At 60.8% G+C, this 16267-nt stretch carries 16 protein-coding genes; 9 read left to right on the forward strand and 7 right to left on the reverse strand.

Translation table 11 applies throughout. From position 1 onward, the window contains the following. Nucleotides 1-207: 207 nt before the first annotated feature. From Q8O69_RS07870 to Q8O69_RS07885, 4 genes are all read left to right on the forward strand, one after another. Nucleotides 208-2235 (forward strand): TRAP transporter permease, encoded by a 2028-nt coding sequence (locus Q8O69_RS07870; RefSeq protein WP_305591021.1) that lies wholly within the window; start codon nt 208-210, stop codon nt 2233-2235. Next, nucleotides 2232-2654 carry a DUF1850 domain-containing protein gene (locus Q8O69_RS07875; RefSeq protein ID WP_305591023.1) on the forward strand — a complete coding sequence of 141 codons (423 nt, stop codon included), beginning with the start codon at nt 2232-2234 and terminating at the stop codon, nt 2652-2654. The genes Q8O69_RS07870 and Q8O69_RS07875 overlap by 4 nt, the downstream gene beginning before the upstream one ends. A gap of 330 nt (nt 2655-2984) precedes the next feature. Next, complete coding sequence (locus Q8O69_RS07880) at nt 2985-3488, forward strand: GNAT family N-acetyltransferase (RefSeq protein ID WP_305591025.1); 504 nt, start codon at nt 2985-2987, stop codon at nt 3486-3488. A gap of 291 nt (nt 3489-3779) precedes the next feature. Further along, entirely contained in the window at nt 3780-4295 is a 516-nt protein-coding gene (locus Q8O69_RS07885) for a DUF3617 domain-containing protein (RefSeq protein WP_305591027.1), read from the forward strand. An 11-nt stretch (nt 4296-4306) separates the two neighbouring features. Here the strand turns inward: Q8O69_RS07885 and Q8O69_RS07890 are convergent, their stop codons facing one another. Next, nucleotides 4307-5053, reverse strand: coding sequence for an ABC transporter substrate-binding protein (locus tag Q8O69_RS07890; RefSeq protein WP_305591029.1), 747 nt, complete (start codon nt 5051-5053; stop codon nt 4307-4309). Nucleotides 5054-5330: 277 nt separating this feature from the next. Here Q8O69_RS07890 and Q8O69_RS07895 point away from each other — a divergent pair, with 277 nt between their 5' ends. Then, a complete protein-coding gene (locus tag Q8O69_RS07895) occupies nt 5331-6998 on the forward strand; it encodes a BCCT family transporter (protein ID WP_305591031.1) in 1668 nt (555 codons plus the stop codon). 435 nt (nt 6999-7433) lie between these two features. Here the strand turns inward: Q8O69_RS07895 and Q8O69_RS07900 are convergent, their stop codons facing one another. After that, the gene (locus tag Q8O69_RS07900; protein ID WP_305591033.1) at nt 7434-8288 is read right to left on the reverse strand and encodes a Dam family site-specific DNA-(adenine-N6)-methyltransferase; all 855 of its coding nucleotides are present in this window, start codon (nt 8286-8288) and stop codon (nt 7434-7436) included. 44 nt (nt 8289-8332) lie between these two features. Between Q8O69_RS07900 and Q8O69_RS07905 the strand changes: the two genes are divergently transcribed. Together Q8O69_RS07905 and Q8O69_RS07910 are read left to right on the forward strand one after the other, a co-directional pair. Beyond that, nucleotides 8333-8560: a helix-turn-helix domain-containing protein gene (locus Q8O69_RS07905; RefSeq protein ID WP_305591035.1), complete on the forward strand. Its 228-nt coding sequence runs from the start codon at nt 8333-8335 to the stop codon at nt 8558-8560. Nucleotides 8561-8746: 186 nt separating this feature from the next. Beyond that, a complete protein-coding gene (locus Q8O69_RS07910; RefSeq protein WP_305591037.1) occupies nt 8747-9556 on the forward strand; it encodes a hypothetical protein in 810 nt (269 codons plus the stop codon). A 238-nt stretch (nt 9557-9794) separates the two neighbouring features. Here the strand turns inward: Q8O69_RS07910 and Q8O69_RS07915 are convergent, their stop codons facing one another. The 3 genes from Q8O69_RS07915 to Q8O69_RS07925 all read right to left on the reverse strand — a co-directional run bounded on the left by Q8O69_RS07915 (nt 9795) and on the right by Q8O69_RS07925 (nt 12698). Continuing rightward, complete coding sequence (locus Q8O69_RS07915; RefSeq protein WP_305591039.1) at nt 9795-10007, reverse strand: DUF6434 domain-containing protein; 213 nt, start codon at nt 10005-10007, stop codon at nt 9795-9797. A gap of 109 nt (nt 10008-10116) precedes the next feature. Beyond that, nucleotides 10117-10827 (reverse strand): 3'-5' exonuclease, encoded by a 711-nt coding sequence (locus Q8O69_RS07920; RefSeq protein WP_305591040.1) that lies wholly within the window; start codon nt 10825-10827, stop codon nt 10117-10119. After that, entirely contained in the window at nt 10824-12698 is a 1875-nt protein-coding gene (locus Q8O69_RS07925; RefSeq protein WP_305591042.1) for a DUF294 nucleotidyltransferase-like domain-containing protein, read from the reverse strand. Before Q8O69_RS07925 ends, Q8O69_RS07920 begins: the two co-directional genes overlap by 4 nt. Before the next feature lie 165 nt (nt 12699-12863). On the opposite strand from Q8O69_RS07925, the gene Q8O69_RS07930 reads away from it, so the two are divergent. Continuing rightward, complete coding sequence (locus Q8O69_RS07930; RefSeq protein ID WP_305591044.1) at nt 12864-13430, forward strand: LemA family protein; 567 nt, start codon at nt 12864-12866, stop codon at nt 13428-13430. A 1-nt stretch (nt 13431) separates the two neighbouring features. Continuing rightward, the gene (locus tag Q8O69_RS07935; protein WP_305591046.1) at nt 13432-15360 is read left to right on the forward strand and encodes a DUF2207 domain-containing protein; all 1929 of its coding nucleotides are present in this window, start codon (nt 13432-13434) and stop codon (nt 15358-15360) included. A 128-nt stretch (nt 15361-15488) separates the two neighbouring features. Here Q8O69_RS07935 and Q8O69_RS07940 read toward each other — a convergent pair whose 3' ends face one another. Then, nucleotides 15489-15725 carry a hypothetical protein gene (locus Q8O69_RS07940; protein ID WP_304869784.1) on the reverse strand — a complete coding sequence of 79 codons (237 nt, stop codon included), beginning with the start codon at nt 15723-15725 and terminating at the stop codon, nt 15489-15491. Then, a complete protein-coding gene (locus Q8O69_RS07945; RefSeq protein ID WP_305591049.1) occupies nt 15722-16216 on the reverse strand; it encodes a GNAT family N-acetyltransferase in 495 nt (164 codons plus the stop codon). Before Q8O69_RS07945 ends, Q8O69_RS07940 begins: the two co-directional genes overlap by 4 nt. Between the last annotated feature and the right edge of the window lie 51 nt (nt 16217-16267).

Below are 16267 nucleotides of genomic sequence, written 5' to 3' on the forward strand. Positions count from 1 at the left end.
GGCTGGGTAGGATGGGTTGAATCGTAGGATGGGTTAGCCGCGCAGCGGCGTAACCCATCAATTCGGCCGCATGGGTATCGCTTCGCTCAACCCATCCTACCCAGGCCGCTCTATGTCTAGAGCTGCAAATAAAACCGGCGTGCCCGCCACGGCAGGTTTTGTTGGCGACTCTTGTGCTATCGACGTTGTAACGAGGGTGTGACCTTCATGAGTGAGCAAAACCAAGGCCTCGCCGGCAGTCCCAGCGATTGGCCAAAAGCGCTGTTTTATGTCGCGCTGCTGTTCTCCATCTTCCAGATCATCACCGCGGCCTTCCACCCGGTATCCAGCCAGATTCTGCGTGCCGTGCATGTGGGCTTTCTGCTGCTGGTGGTGTTTCTCTGTTTTCCCGCCCGTGGCAAGGAGCAGCCCTGGCAGCCGCTGGCTTGGCTACTGGGCCTGGCCGGAATGGCCACGGCGTTCTACCAGTGGTATTTCGAAGCGGATCTGATCCAGCGCTCGGGCGATCTGACCAGCAGTGACATGGTCGTCGGCCTGGTGCTGATCGTGCTGGTGTTTGAAGCCGCGCGGCGGGTGATGGGCATTGCCCTGCCGCTGATCTGCGCGCTGTTTCTGGTCTACGGCCTGTTCGGCCAGTACCTGCCGGGCGATCTGATGCACCGTGGCTACGCCATCGACCAGATCGTCAACCAGCTGGCCTTCGGCACCGAGGGGCTGTACGGCACGCCGACCTATGTATCGGCCACCTATATCTTCCTGTTTATCCTGTTCGGCGCGTTCCTTGAACAGGCCGGGATGATCAAGCTGTTCACCGATTTCGCCATGGGCCTGTTCGGCCACAAGCTCGGCGGCCCAGCCAAGGTTTCCGTAGTGTCGTCGGCGCTGATGGGCACCATCACCGGTTCGGGTGTGGCCAACGTGGTCACCACCGGCCAGTTCACCATCCCGTTGATGAAGCGCTTCGGCTACAAGCCAGCGTTTGCCGGTGGCGTGGAAGCGACCTCGTCGATGGGCAGCCAGATCATGCCGCCGATCATGGGCGCGGTGGCCTTTATCATGGCCGAGACGATCAACGTGCCGTTTTTCGAGGTGGCCAAGGCTGCGTTGATTCCGGCCATGCTGTACTTCGGCTCGGTGTTCTGGATGGTTCACCTGGAGGCTAAGCGCGCCAACCTGCGCGGCCTGCCAAAAGATCAGTGCCCCAATCCCTGGGCGGCGGTGAAGCAGCGTTGGTACTTGCTGATTCCGCTGTTCATCCTCATTTACCTACTGTTCTCCGGGCGCACGCCGCTGTTTTCCGGGATGGTCGGCCTGGCGCTGACCGCCATCGTGATCCTTGGCTCGGCGATCATCCTGCGGGTGTCGTCCAAGGTCATGCGTTTTGCCTTCTGGATTGCCCTGGGCGTGCTCTGCGCCGGCTTCTTCCAGCTCGGCATCGGCGTGGTGTTTGGCGTTGTCGCGTTGCTGGTGGCTATCTGCTGGTTTATCAAAGGCGGCCGCGACACCCTGGTGATCTGCCTGCATGCGCTGGTGGAAGGTGCACGCCATGCCGTGCCGGTGGGCATCGCCTGCGCCCTGGTCGGGGTGATTATCGGCGTGGTGTCGCTGACCGGTGTGGCGTCGACCTTCGCCGGCTATATCCTCGCCATCGGCCAGGACAACCTGTTCCTCTCGCTGATCCTCACCATGCTCACCTGCCTGGTGCTGGGCATGGGCATCCCGACCATTCCCAACTACATCATCACCAGCTCGATTGCCGCGCCGGCGCTGCTGGAGCTGGGCGTGCCGCTGATCGTGTCACATATGTTCGTGTTCTATTTCGGCATCATGGCCGACCTTACGCCGCCGGTGGCGCTGGCCTGTTTCGCAGCCGCACCGATTGCCAAGGAAAGCGGGCTGAAGATCAGCCTGTGGGCCATTCGTATCGCCGTGGCCGGGTTTATCGTGCCGTTTATGGCGGTGTACGAACCGGCGCTGATGCTGCAGGGCGACAGCCTACTGGCCACGCTGTATGTGGTGGCCAAGGCGGCGTTGGCGATTGGTATCTGGGGCGCAATCTTTACCGGCTATCTGCAGGCCAAGATGCCTTGGTGGGAGCGTGCGCTGGGCTTTGCCGCCGGTGCCAGCCTGATTCTGGCTACGCCGATGAGTGATGAGATCGGCTTCGCCCTGGCGGCGCTGTTTATCGCCCAGCACTTCTGGCGCGCGCATCGCGCCCAGGTGGCGGCGGCGTGATTGGCCTGTGCCTGGGTTTGGCTGGCGCGGTGTGGGCAGACGTGCCCACACCCAGCTTTACCCTGGCCTGGACACACACCATCGAGAAGATTCGTTGGGAAGAGGATTACCGCGTGACGCCTGAGGGGTTGCTGCTCGGCGAGGCGCGGGTCAAGGGTTCCGGGGCCGGTATGGAGATTCCAGACGGCGCCGAACTGCGCGAGGGCAGCTGGCATTACCAGCGTCAGCTACCACCCTTGCAACCACTGCGTTTGGGGCGAACCCCCGAGGCAGGGGATTATCAACTGTGTTTCAACCAGCGTTGCTACTCGATGAGTGAATGGCTCGGCCCGCCACAAGCGACCCAGCCGGCGTTGGAACTCTGGAGCTGTGAGCAAAGCTCCCCGGCCGCCTCGGCGGCAGGCCAGGACGACGGCTAAGGCTGCGTCTGCTCCCGGGCCACAAGCCTTGGTTGTTGTAGAGGAGAACCCCCATTTGGCGTAGCCGGTGGGGGTTTTGTTCGTTTGGCCTGACGCATCTGCAAACAGGCGTTCACTTTACGAATGAAAGTTTAGCTTCGGCCATATGTAAGTTTCATATCGTCCATGTGTAAAAAAGTGTTCGGCCATATGTAAGTTTTTAGAAGGCTCAGGCTGTGCTGTTCATTTTGGTTAATGGGATATCTTCAACAGGATTGCCGAACCCATCGAGGGCCATTAGCCTGCGTTTTTTCATGGGCTAGATGGCCTTAACAGAGCGGCGGAGACGGCATGAGCGAGCAGGGCGGCACCATCACCTATTACCTGGATATGCAGCACCCCGAACAGATTCTTGCCAAGCCGCTGCCGGCCGACCTGAGCGTGGTGGAATGCCAGCTCAAGCAGTTTCAGCTCAACCGCTTTCTCTACCAGCTGGTCGGCGAGCCCTGGCAGTGGACTGACAAACTCAGCTGGACCGACGCGCAGTGGCGCGAGCTGATCGAGCAGCCCAATCACCGCACCTGGGTGGCCTATCACCAGGGCGCTATCGCTGGTTACTACGAGCTGTTGCGTGATGCCGACGGCGCAGTGGAAATTCTCTATTTCGGCCTGGCCGAGGCCTTCTTCGGTCAGGGTTTTGGCGGCCCGTTGCTGACCCACGCCCTGCAATCCGCCTGGGCCTGGCCGGGCACCACCAAGGTCTGGGTGCATACCTGCAGCCTTGATCACCCCAGCGCCCTGGCCAACTACCAGGCGCGCGGCCTGCGTATCTATCAAGAGGAGGTCACCCCGTAGAGGGGGCTGACCCGTCAGCCAATTGATGGGTTAGCACCTGGACGCCCCCACTGCTGCTACGACGAACCTATGTAGCCCGGATAAGCCTTGGCGCAATCCGGGATCGCGGTGCCCCGGATTACGCTGCGCTTATCCGGGCTATATTCCGGCCTTCGAAGGCCGGGTGGGCTTAACCGCGCGGCAGCTGCAGACGGTCTGTCGCATGCTCCGGCGCGGCATAACCCATCAGGCGCACAGGCGGATGCAGCGGTCTACGCTTGCAGGGTCGCCCACTTATTTCAGGAGCCGCTTATGCGCCGCGCCCTTCGTAATTCCATGCTACTCAGCCTCTGCCTGCTGCCCGCCCTGGCCAGCGCGGTGGATATCCAGCCCGGCCTCTGGGAAATCAGCTCGAACAATATGCAGGTCGGCGGCCAGGCGGTGCCGGGGATGGAGCAGATGCTTGAGCAGATGAAAAACCTGCCGCCCGAACAACGCCAGATGATGGAGCAGATGCTGGCTCAGCAAGGCGTGCAACTAGGCGACAAGGGCGTGCGCATCTGCATGAGCGAGGCACAGATCAAGGCTCAGCAGATCCCCATGCAAGACCCCGAGTCCGGCTGCAGCAATGAAATCACCGAGCGCAGCGACGAGCTGTGGAAGTTCCGCTTCAGCTGCCCCAACGGTGAGGGCGAAGGCGAGACGCGCTTTGTCAGCGACAAGGAATTCACCTCAACGGTCAACGGCATCTTCGATGGCCAGAGCAGCAGCATGCAAAGCCATGCGCGCTGGGTGGCGGCGGATTGCGGAAGTTTGCAGCCGCAGTAAGCAGCCAGTGGTCACTGCCCGTTCAGCGGATCACTGATGCCGTGGCGTTCTTTTAGCGTTTGCACCAGCTCGGCCTGGCTCGTGAGGAAGGCGTCGAACTGTTCGATCACTTCGGGGTGGTTGATGCTCGAAAGGAAGTAGTGGTCATCCTGATAGGGCAGTTTGGGGTCGAAGACCAGGCCGCTTTCCGCGTTGTTGTAGAGCTGGTGGCGCACCACTTGCGGGTTGAGGTAAACGCCGTCGACCCGGTCGTTCATGGCCATGGCCAGCAGCGAGTCGATCTGGTTGGCCTGGATCAGCAGAATCTTGCCGGCCTCGATCTCATCCAGATACGGCCATGGGGTAAAGCCGCGCTGGGTGCCGAGGCGCAGTAGGCGCTGTTTGCCCTTGCCGAGAAACTCGGGTTTGACCAGCACGCCGTCGATGGCTGGCGCCGCCGCCTGGCTGAAATGCACCTTGTGGCCTTGTTTCAGGTCGGCGTTCCAGCGCGGGTTGTCCGGGTATTTGAAATCCACCCGGCCGCTGAGAAAGTCGCTGAGCAGGCGCCGCACCGGCAGCGGCTGGTAGATAAATTCATGGCCCTGGTGCGCGGCAAAGGCGTCGAGCAGGTCGCGGCCGTAGCCCAGGTATTGGCCATCCTGCACGTTGGAGTAAGGCAAGTAGGGCTGCAGCTCGACCCCGACCTTGAAGGTCTCGGCCTGTGTCAGCGAGGCCAGGGTAAACGGCAGGCAGGCCAGCAGTGTCAGCAATGCTCTCATCAGCGACATCTCGAACAGCGACCCCGAGCAGGCCATAGGCCAACCATAGCTAATAGCCTCGCCCTGCGGGAGGCAAGTGCCGAGAAAAACTGACCAGGCAGAGCAAATAACCATCCCGCCACGGGCTGCAATGGCCGCCAATACTGGCTTTGCGCCTGCACGCATGGGCTATGGCTGTTACCCTGTACCCCGCAGCTGCCGGTTGGGCGGCTGTACGAGTAGGGCAATCCCGTCCTCGTGCGCGTAATGCGTGCCACACGCCAAAGGAGCATTCCATATGGAAAAAGACCCTTCGTCTGACACGACCCCGCAACCAGAAGCGGCAATTCTGGACGGCATCCCCGCCCCCTCGGGCGAGGCTAATCTGATCGACACCGACTACGTCATCGGTCAGGACAACATCAAAGGGCAGTTCTCCTTCGCCCTCGACATCCACGGCAAGGTTTTCAGCATTTCCGCACTGACCATCGTGCTGTTTGTGGTGCTGACCCTGGCCCTGCAAAACCATGTAGAGCCGTTGTTCAGCGCCATGCGCGGCTGGCTCACCCATCACCTGGCCTGGTTCTTCCTTGGTTCAGCCAACATCTTCGTACTGCTCTGCCTCGGCCTGATTGTCTCGCCGCTGGGCAAGGTGCGCCTCGGTGGTATGGATGCCACCGCGGACTACAGCTACGCCGGCTGGTTCTCCATGCTGTTCGCCGCCGGTATGGGCATCGGCCTGATGTTCTACGGCGTGGCCGAGCCGATGTCGCACTTCTCGGCGGCCATGGGCGGGGTCAGCGTCGGTGAAGACGGCATACGCACCGACTGGGCGCCCCTGGCCGGCGCTGCCGGTGATGCCGAAGCCGCTGCGCGCTTGGGCATGGCTGCGACCATCTTCCACTGGGGCCTGCACCCCTGGGCGATCTACGCCATCGTCGCCCTGGCGCTGGCGCTGTTCTCCTTCAACAAGGGCCTGCCACTGTCGATCCGCTCGATCTTCTACCCGATTCTCGGTGAGCGCGTATGGGGCTGGCCGGGGCATATCATCGACATCCTCGCGGTGTTCGCCACCCTGTTCGGCCTGGCCACCTCCCTGGGCCTGGGTGCGGAACAGGCCGCCGCCGGCCTGGATAAACTGTTCGGCATCGCCGCCACAGACGCGAGCAAGGTGCTGCTGATTATCGGCATCACCGCCATCGCCCTGGTGTCGGTGCTGGCGGGGTTGGACAAAGGTGTCAAACGCCTGTCCGAGCTGAACATGGGCCTGGCCATTCTGTTGCTGCTGTTCGTGATCATCGCCGGGCCGACCCTGGCCATCCTCACCGGCTTCTTCGACAACCTCGGCGCGTACCTGCAACACCTGCCGGCGCTGGCCAACCCGGTCGGCCGTGAAGACGCCAACTTCAGCCAAGGCTGGACGGCCTTCTACTGGGCCTGGTGGATCAGCTGGTCGCCGTTCGTGGGCATGTTTATCGCCCGCGTTAGCCGTGGCCGCACCGTGCGCGAGTTTCTGATCGCCGTGCTGCTGGTGCCGTCGATGGTGTCGGTGCTGTGGATGACTGCCTTCGGTGGCACCGGCATCAGTCAGCTGGTCGGCGATGGCTTTACCGGCGTGCAGGACGCTGCGCTGGAGCTGAAGCTGTTTGCCATGCTGGCCGAACTGCCGTTGGCGGAGATCAGTTCGTTTATCGGCATCGTGCTGGTGATCGTGTTCTTCGTCACCTCGTCGGACTCCGGCTCGCTGGTGATCGATACCATCACCGCCGGCGGCAAGGTCAATGCGCCTGTGCCGCAGCGGGTGTTCTGGGTGATTATCGAAGGCGTGATCGCCATCGCTCTGCTGCTCGGCGGCGGGCTGGTGGCCTTGCAGGCCATGGCGGTGTCGACGGGGTTGCCGTTTACCATCGTGCTGTTGGTGGGCTGTGTGTCGATCGTCAAAGGCTTGATGAGCGAACCGCGCTGACCGCTGTTGGTAGGTAGTACAAGAGCGCGCCTTCGGGCGCGCTTTTTTATGCCCGGGGTTTGTGCCGGTTGGCACCCGTAGGAGCGGCGGGGACGCCTAGTTCCATGGCCGCGATGCTTTGTTTTTCACCCCTCGCCCGTTTCTACGGGAGAGGGGCAGGGAGAGGGCGCTTTTGCTGTTCGGCATACCACCGCGTGCGCTGATATTTCGTGTTGCGCCCCCTCGGGCGCCTCACTCTTCTTTGCTCCCGGAGCGCCGGCCGGTGCAAAGAAAAGTAAGCAAAAGAAACACGCCCCGACATCCGGCCCTGCCTGCGGCAGGGAGAGCTAAAAACGAACGGGAATGGGTAGTTTATTTGTATAGTGTGTTGAGCTGTTAAAAATAAATGAGTCCACTTTTTTGTAGAAAGTACCTGGCAGGGCGCTTTATAAAGTGCTAATAGTTCGTAATAAGCAATTCAATGATATTTCTACTCTGGGAGTTTAAGTTGATTTCCCGGCGCGCCGTTATTTCCTGAATATTGAAGCCTGCAAAAATGTGCCGCACAAACACGGTATTACTGTTGCTTACAGCCCACTTAACGCCTTTTACGTCCAGCTCACGACACAGCGCCGCAAGTCGTAGGTGATCTTGCTCGCGAAACTGCATTTCAGTGTATCGATTAAAGTCCGAGTGACCTCCGAGCTTGTAGTAGGGGGGGTCTAAATACACAAAGTCGTCGCAAGAAACATCAAATAATGCACGCTCAAAGTCACCGGGTCTTATTAAAGTTTCTTGAAGTGCAAAAGAAACAGCTTCTAAGTTGAAGGGGTCATAGTACCTGCGATCATACTCACCGTAAGGAACGTTGAATTGCCCTTTTTGATTCACCCTAAAAAGTCCCCTGAAGCAAGTTTTGTTAAGGTAAATAAAATGGGCCGCCCGCTCCGTAAGCGAAAGCGATGCTGGAAGCATTTTACGGATACGCAGAAAATCTTCTTTCGTATTGGGAAGAGTATCTAGGACGGAGGCTACTTCTTCCCAGCTATCTTGGATCGCACGATAGGTATCAATCAGCCATTGATTCTGATCGCCGATAATAGCCTTGTGTGGAGATAGCGAAAGAAACACGCTGCCCCCACCCACAAAAGGCTCATAGAAACGCTCGAAGTCAGCAGGGAACGCCTGAAACAAGCGGTGAGCCAGAGCCTGCTTGCCACCTGCCCACTTAATAAAAGGTTTTGGTGAGAGTGTAGAGGTCAATATCATGGCTGGAATGATACTTATAGTCTGTAGACTGTCAAGTAGCATTTCTCAATGCTTCCCGCAGAGTTAATGCCGCTCACGAGGAATGGATGGATAAGAAAGACGCGACATGCGTGGCGTTTGGAGAGGCCGTACGCACTCTACGCGTCGCCAGGGGGCTATCCCAAGAGCAGTTTGCAGATACCGTCGGTATCCACCGTACGTACATCGGGGGTATAGAACGCGGAGAGCGCAACCCCACTCTCACAACGATTCAACGCATTGCGAACAGCCTTGCCGTGCCGGCTAGAGACCTACTTCCCGGCGATCAGTACTGATTTATCTACATTGCAGACAAAACACTACGCCTGCTAAAGCCATAGTGACTCCAGCTCTCAGCGTACTCGGGGAACTGTCGGCTACGAAAATTGACTTGGATTACCGTCCACCATTTTGAAGATTACCTTTGAGCCTCATGCTGGCGTAGCTATATCAAAATACGAAAATACATATAGGATTTTGTTGTGCGAGGAAACGAGCGTTGGCTGGCTTTAGGCTGGCGGCACCCTTTATGGGACTTACACCGTTTTTATTTGTCACTAGCGAGGCAGAAAACGTTCCAGCAGCAGTGGTTAGCCGAGCTCCAGACGAAACGACTAATCGAATTGCCAGACGGGAGTGAGCTCCCGATAGCGGCGGAAGTTGTCGAATTGTTTTTAGATTATCAGGTCGAGCGTGATAGCCAAGCGTTGATTGCGGAGGCCAACCTTCGTACCGAAGAGGAGGCTTTAGCATTCTGCAACCGATTGGAACAAGTTGTTGGCCATACAGCGACGCAAAACGCGGATCACCACCAATCCTCTAAAGCGATGATTGCGGCGGTATCCGCTGTAGCGGAGCAAATTTGCAATCAGAAAGGCATAACTATCGAATCAAACCCACAGAAACGCTGCGTGTGGTGCTCTGACAACGAGTTACACGTCTCTGCTCGAAACTTGGACGGAGCGATTCCTGGGCTCACTAACCCGCGCATTATTTGGGAAATCAAGGAGTACTGGGGAAAAACTAAGGGTGGCAGCAAGATGAGCGACGCTGTCTACGAATGCCACCTAGTTGGCCTGGAACTCAGAGAGTATGAGAGCAGAGGCGGCTCGCGGGTAACCCACGCGGTCTTCATCGACGGACTCGATCAGTGGTCAGTGCGGAAGTCTGATATGAGACGCTTCATTGACTTACTAAATCAGGGGTTGATTGACCATCTCTTCGTCGGACGAGAGGTAGAGGAAGAGTGGGCGGTATTTCTTAACGGTTTCTTGCAGCCTAGTGGTGAGTAGCTGCCTTAGGAATGGTCTGAAGTGGCCATGCGTAGTGGTCACAGGCCGCCTGAGCGAGCGAAGCGTAGTAACATCCGCAGGCTGGCCCGAAGGGTGAGCGTAGCGAATCAAGTCACGCGCCCGAGGGGGTGCAACCAGAAACATCAGTACATGCGATGCAATGCCGAAAACACGTCGACGAAATGGCCAAATGATGAGCAGCGCGATGCTCAACCTACGCAGCCCGACCCATCCTTCGCTATTGTTGCTGGCGCCGCAACCATTCTGCCGCCACGTCGCCCATTGTTTTGGGCGCCCCATCTTTTATCCAAGCCATAAACGCGCGATTAAATTGGAAGCCAGGGCCGCAAGCTTCCGTCAAAAACCGGCGAACATTTTGCGTATTTCGATAGGTCGTAGTGATCGGTGTTTCTGCCGTTATCGTATCGCTGTGCCAGTCGAAACTATTCATCCTGAGTTCTCGAAGTAGTAAATCCGGGCTGGGTTATTTACATGGCTTGTTCAGCTTATAAATCAATCGTGGTGGTTTGTGCCGCCCAAGTCGTTCCTCAGCAACTGCCTCAACTCCACAATTCTCCCACCGGCGTATCCCCTGAGTACCGCGTTGCCACCTGCGCCTGCAGCAGCTCTGCGGTCCCCAGCGCATCCGTCAACGCATGGTGCGCCTGGTACATCGGCAGGTTGTAACGCAGGCGGCTGTCGGCCAGACGGATCGACACCGGTTGCCGACCCAGCAAGCGGCCCAGCCAGCCGGGCTGACGGTTGGGATACAGACGTGCCTCCAGCTGCATGGTGTCGATCACCGGGAACTGCAAACCTTCACCCAACTGCTGACGCAGCGCCTGGTCGAGAAAGCTGCGCTCGATATTGCGGTAGTGCACCACCATCACCTTGCCGGCCATGGCGGTCAGCAACTCGTCGAGAATCTGCCCCAAGCGCGGCGCGTGGCGGATGTCGGAGTGGGTGATGTGGTGAAAGGTCACCGATTCGCCGCTCAGCTCGCTGGCCGGTTTGACCACCCAGTAGCGCGCCGCGCCGCAGCGGATGCGTTGCAGGTTGAAGGGCAGCAGGCCGAGGCTGACGATAGCGTGCTGGTTGGCATCCAGGCCGGTGGTTTCCACGTCCAGGGCCAACAGCGGCACCTGTTGCAGCGGGGTGTCGGCGGTTATGCAGCCGGCCTGGTAGAAGGCTTGCAGGCGTGGGTCGCGGGCGTTGGCGGCGAGTTCGGCAAAGCGCGCGGCCCAGTCCAGTGCTGTGTCGGGTGTTGTCACAGGCTTTTGCCTGGCTGCGCGGGGTAGCGAAAGCGCAGGAATTTCTGCGCGTTGCTAATTACCTGAAAGGCTTCCTTGAGATTGTGCCGATCACTGGCGGAGACTTTTTCCGGCTCGATGTAGTTGTTTGGCTGTGCGCCGTCGGCGGCGGCCATGGCCTGGTGGCGGGCGCGTACCAGGCTGAGAAACTCCAGGGCGTAGCGCAGCTGGCTAAGGGCTTCGGGCTGCAGCAGTTTGGTTTTGCCGATGGCGTCCAGCCGCTCCAGGGAGTTCTGCGCCTTGCTGCCGCAGGCCAGGGCGTGCACGCGGATCAGGTCGGTGAGCGGCGCGGTGCCACGGCCTTTGAGGTTGATGATGTGCTTCTGCTGGCCGTCGGTTTCCATCACAAAGGTACGGAAGAAGCCCAGCGGCGGCGTGCGGTTGAGGGCGTTGCGCGCCAGGGCGGCGAGGAAGGCCGGGTTGCTGCTGGCCTTCTGCGCGAGCAGGTCTTTGAGGTTTTCCACCAGGTCGATCTCGCCATACACGCCGTCGAGGTCGAAGAAGATGCAGCTGTGCAGCAGGGTTTGCGCCTTGGGCTGCTCAATCCACTGGTTGAAGTAGCCGCGCCAGACACTCAGCGGCTGCCGCCACTGGGCGTTGCTGGCCATGATGCCGCCCTTGCAGTAGCTGTAGCCGCAGGCGGCCAGGCCGTCGCTGACAAACTGGGCGAGGGCGGCGAAGTAGGCGTCATGCTGCGCCGGGTCGAAGCTGTCATCGAGCACCAGGGCGTTGTCCTGATCGGTGACCAGCAGCTGTTCGTCGCGGGCCATGGAGCCGGCGACCATAAAGCAGTAGGGCACTGGCGGCGGGCCTAGTTTCTGCTCGGCCAGTTCCAGCAGACGCTGGGTAAAGGCGCGGCCGATGCCGGCCATGGCGCTGCCGACCATATGCGCGGTGGCCTGCTCGTTGACCATGCGCACGAAGGTACCGCGCAGGTCCGCCAGCAGGCTTTGCAGGCCGGCGACATTCGGCTGGTTGAAGATCGAGTTGACCAGGTACAGGCTGCTCTGCGACTCGTAGCGGATGATGTCGCTCAGGCTGATCAGGCCGATGGGGCGGCGTCGCTGCATCACCGGCAAGTGGTGGATGTTGTGGCGCAGCATGCACAGCATGGCGTCGAACACGCTGTCATCGGCCTGCACGGTGAAGGGCTCGGGGGTCATCACCTGGCTGATCGGCGTGCTGCTAGCCAGCCCCACGGCGAGTACGCGGGTGCGCAGGTCACGGTCGGTGAGGATGCCGACCATCGCCGCGCCGGGCGCATCGCCGTCGACAATTACCAGGGAGGACACGCTTTGCTCGGTCATCAGCTGGGCGGCCTGTTGCACCGGTGTATCCAGGCTCACGCAGACCGGCTGGCGCGAGATCAGTTTGTGCACCTTGAGTTGGATCAGTTCGCTGGCCTGGCCCTGGCTTTCCACCGCGGATTTCAGCCGCGACTGGCCTTCGGCCTCGACGAATTCGGCAAAGCCGTCGTGCTCTTCGCACAGCTGGGCAAACAGCGTGGCGGGGATAAAGTAGATCAGGCTGTCTTCAATCGCCCGCGCCGGAAAGCGCACCTTGTTGCTGCGCAGCAGGCCGGCCTGGCCGAAGATGTCGCCCTCGCTCAGGCGGTTGTACAGCTCGCCGCTGCGCCGGTAGATTTCCACCGCGCCGCTGCGCACGTAGTGCAGCTCGTGAATCGCCGCGCCGTACAGGAGGATGTCCGTGCCGGCCTTGAAGTAGGCCACCTCGACCTGCCGGGCGATGGCGTCGAGGCTGTCGTCGGGCAGCGCATCGAAGGGCGGGAAGCGCTGCAGGTGGTCGCGGATCTCCAGTAACTCGATCTGCATGGGTGGCCTCGCAGTAACAGGCACTAGAGGATACGGCGATTGCCGGGTGCTGTCCGCCTTGCTGGCGTTACCGGGTGTGCCGGCAGGCGCGGTCGGTGGCGGCTATGGTGTGAGGTGGTAGGCGGATAGCGCAGGCAATTAGCGGGTTTTTATCAAGGAGTAGCTATGCAAGGGGCGGGATTCTGGGTGGTGTTGGCGCTGCTGTTGGCGCTCGCTGGTTTGACGATTTATTACTACAACCGCCTGGTGTTCAACCGCGCGCGGGTGGCCGAAGCGTGGAGCGGTATCGACGTGCAGCTCAAGCGCCGCGCCAGTCTGATTCCGGCGCTGGTCGAATGCGTGCGCCAGTACATGAGCTACGAGCAGGGCACCCTGCAGGCGCTGGTGCAGGAGCGCATGCGCGCGGTGCAGCTGGCGGATTCGCCGCTGGGCGAACGCGCGCCGGTTGAGGCGCATTTGAGCACTCAGTTGCGCCAGTTGTTCGCCCTGGTCGAGGATTACCCGGCGCTCAAGGCCGACGGCCAGTTTCTCGATTTGCAGCGCAATATCAGCGAGGTCGAGGAGCATATCCAGATGGCCCGGCGTTACTACAACGGCGCGGTGCGCGAGCTGAATGTGCTGGTCGAGTCGGTGCCGAGCAACCTGGTGGCGCGACCCTTTGCCTTTACCCAGTCCGAGTACTTCAGTCTGGATGATCCGCGTGACGCCCAGTCGCCAAAAATGGAGTTTTGACATGCTGCGAGTGCTGCGTTTTGCCCTGTTGAGCCTGTGTCTGCTGCCGTTGTGGGCCGCAGCCGCCGAGGTGATCGAAGACTTTGCCGTGACCCTGCAGGTGCAGGCAGACGGCAACCTGCTGGTGACCGAGCGGATTACCGTGCAGGCCGAGGGCGAGCAGATCAAGCGCGGTATCTACCGCGATCTGCCAGTCAGTTACAGCTTGCCCCTGGGTCTGTTGCAGAGCAGCCCGATCACCCTGCTTGGGGTGAGCCGCGATGGCCAGGCAGAGCGGGCGCGGGTCGAGCAGAACGGCAGCTGGGTGCGCTATTACCTCGGCTCGGCCGACCATCTGCTGCAGCCGGGGCGTTATCAGTACGAGCTGCGTTACCGGGTTGGGCGCCAGCTGTTGCACCACTTCAATAGCGACGAGCTGTACTGGAACGTCACCGGTAACCAGTGGGTGTTCCCGATTCTCCAGGCCTCGGTCGAGGTCCAGCTACCGCCGGGTGCGCGGATTGGTGATTTGGCCGCCTATACCGGCGCTGACGGTGAGCAGGGCCAGGCCTACGAGGTGCTTGAGCAGCGCGACGACTATCTGCGCCTGGCCACCACCGAAGCCTTGCCGGCCTACCACGGCCTGACGGTGGCCGTGGATTGGCCGGCGGGCCTGGTGGCGCGGCCGGGTGTAGCGCAGCGCCTGGGCTCTCTGCTGCTGGATAACCTCGGTCTGTGCCTGGGCGCGCTGCTGCTGGTCGGCCTGGTGATTTTTTATCTGCGGGCCTGGGATCGGGTCGGCCGTGACCCTGAAAAAGGCCTGATCATTCCGCTGTTCGAGGCCCCCCGGGGCATGAGCGCAGTGCAGGCCGGCTACCTCTGGCATCGCGGGTTGAAGGGCCGCTATCAGGACGCGCGGGCGTTCAGTGTGTGGCTCACCGATATGGCGATCCGCAAGCACCTGCATATTGAAGACAAGCCGCGCGGCGGCGGTTTTACCCTGGCCCGTGGCGCAGGCGCGCGTGAGGACTTCAGCGAGTCTGACCGCGAGCTGCGCAAGCGCCTGTTTCCGGCCAACAAGGAAGGTATTGCCCTGGAGATTGGCAGCGACTACGAGCCGCGCCTGGCCGATGCTGTGGCCGGGCTGAAAACCCAGCTGCACACCCAGGGCAAGGCCTGGTTCAGCAATAACCGCGGCATCTGGACCTGGGGCCTGGTGTGGGCGGTGGTCGGTTGCCTGGTGATGGTGCTGACCGGCGCGCGTAGCGAGGATGATGTGGCCGTCGGCCTGGCCGGTGTGGTGTTCACCCTGGGCTTTGGCGTGCCGTCGCTGTTTGTGCTGTATATGGCCTGGCATCAGCCCAGCTTGGGCAAGCAGATCGGCCTGGGTCTGGCGGGGTTGATGTTTGTCTGGCCGGTGCCGGTTGGCTTGTGGATGCTCAGTGATGCAGCGTCGGTGCCGGCCTTGCTGCTGCTCTGTGTGTATGTGCTGGTGGTGGTGCTGTTCTATTACCTGTTGCCGGCGCCATCGATTGAAGGGCGGCGCCTGCTTGATCAGCTGGAAGGCTATCGCGACTACCTGCAACTGGCGGAAAGCGACGCCCTGGCCCTGGCCGGCAATGCCCCGGCGATGAGCATCGCGCTGTACGAAAAACACCTGCCCTACGCCATGGCTCTGGGCGTGGAAGACAAATGGAGCGCACGCTTTAGCACAGCGCTGGCCAGCGGCCTGATCGACCCGGCGCAGCGTGACTATCAACCCGACTGGTATCACAGCCGCAGCAGCTTCAGCACCCCGCTGGCGATGAGCACCGCACTGGCGGCCGGGCTAAGCAGTGCCACGGCGCTAGCCTCATCGCCGCCATCGAGCAGCTCGTCAGAGGGTGGTGGTTCATCCGGCGGTGGTTCGTCAGGTGGCGGCGGCGGTGGCGGGGGAGGTGGCGGTTGGTAGGGCGCGCTTCGGCTCGGCGGCGCATGCTTTTGTAGGAGCGGCGGGGGCGCCTAGCCCATGCCCGCGATTCGCACGCATGGATTAGGCATCCCCGCGGTTCCTACAAGTGGCGGCATCTGTCGCGCGACTTAAGGCTTGCGCGTTTCCTGCAGCTTGGCCAGCAAGGCTTCGCTTTTTTCCAGCTGCTCGGCCTCGCTGAGTTGCGGGTTTTCCAACACGCTGTCGAGTTGCGCGATCAGCTCACTCTGCCGGTTGATTCGCTCATCGAGCTTTTCCAGCTTGCGCTGGTTGTGCCAGCTCCACAGCGCCAGGGCGCAGGCGGCCAGCACCACGGCGGCCAGCACGATCATCGTCAGGGTGTTCATCGCGGCTCCAGAATTTTGCCCATCAGCATGCGCGGCAAAATAACAGCGCCGCGCGTCACCGTCTGTGCCTGCTGCACAGAAAATCCCTGGCCGGCAAAAAACGCCTGGGCCACCAGGCTGGCCTCGGTATGCAGCTCACGCACACCCGCCGCCCGCAGGCGTTGCTCGGCAGCGGCATACAAGGCGCTGGCGACACCTTGGCGGGCATAGCCGGGTGCGGTGAATAGCAGATCGATATGTCCATCCAGGCTAAAGCCGATAAAACCGGCTATAGCGCAGCCATCTTCGGCGATAAGTAGCTCAATTAAAGCGAAACGTGTTTGCCAGGCCTGCAAGTCTGCAACCTCGGGAGACCAGGCCTGCCGCTGCGCCGCGTCGTAGTGCTCGGTGGTCAATTGGCTGACTGAGGCCTGAAACAGCGCGACCACGGCTGGCAGATCCTCGGGTTGGTAGGCCCGCAGGTGGAATGTGGCGGGCAGTGGGCTGGTCATCGGGCATACCTGCAATGGGCTGCCCGGCAGGTTAGCGCTGCGTATGGGTCA

Source organism: Pseudomonas sp. (genome assembly GCF_030690725.1).
Classification (GTDB): domain Bacteria; phylum Pseudomonadota; class Gammaproteobacteria; order Pseudomonadales; family Pseudomonadaceae; genus Aquipseudomonas.